Origin of the sequence: Paraburkholderia tuberum STM678 (assembly GCF_902833905.1) — a bacterium.
GTDB lineage: Bacteria > Pseudomonadota > Gammaproteobacteria > Burkholderiales > Burkholderiaceae > Paraburkholderia > Paraburkholderia tuberum.
This window is the reverse complement of the sequence record NZ_CADFGP010000201.1, coordinates 1-343: the sequence shown is the minus strand read 5'-3', so window position 1 is coordinate 343 and position 343 is coordinate 1. Positions and strand designations below refer to the sequence as shown.

1 protein-coding gene is annotated in these 343 nt (G+C 62.7%); it reads right to left on the bottom strand.

Annotated features, from left to right (window positions below; all coding sequences use genetic code 11):
- Positions 1-109: 109 nt before the first annotated feature.
- On the bottom strand, positions 110-343 hold a 234-nt coding region (locus tag HWY30_RS40940), incomplete at its 5' end, for an FAD-dependent oxidoreductase (protein WP_176079073.1).

Sequence of the window (343 nt, the reverse complement as noted above, 5' to 3'; positions counted from 1 at the left end):
CTTTGCTTTGCCATGTCATCTCCTTGACTCGACGATCCGCCTTTCGCCGCGTCGATTTACGCCAACCTTTTCGAAGGCGACGACGCAACAAGAGCAGGGATCTGTGCTCTCAAACCACCATCGACTGCTGGGCGAAGATACCCGCCATCGCGCCCTGCGATGATGCCTGGGTGACCGAGGGCAAGAAGGGCGTGGCGAGGTCGCCAGCGGCGTAGATGCCGGGCATGCTGGTTTGGCGGCGCTCGTCGACCTTGAGGACGATGCCGGTGGGCGTATCGACCGTGGCGAGGCCCAGTGATTCATGCAGGCGTGCGGACGGCTTGTTGCGCGGATGGGCGAACAG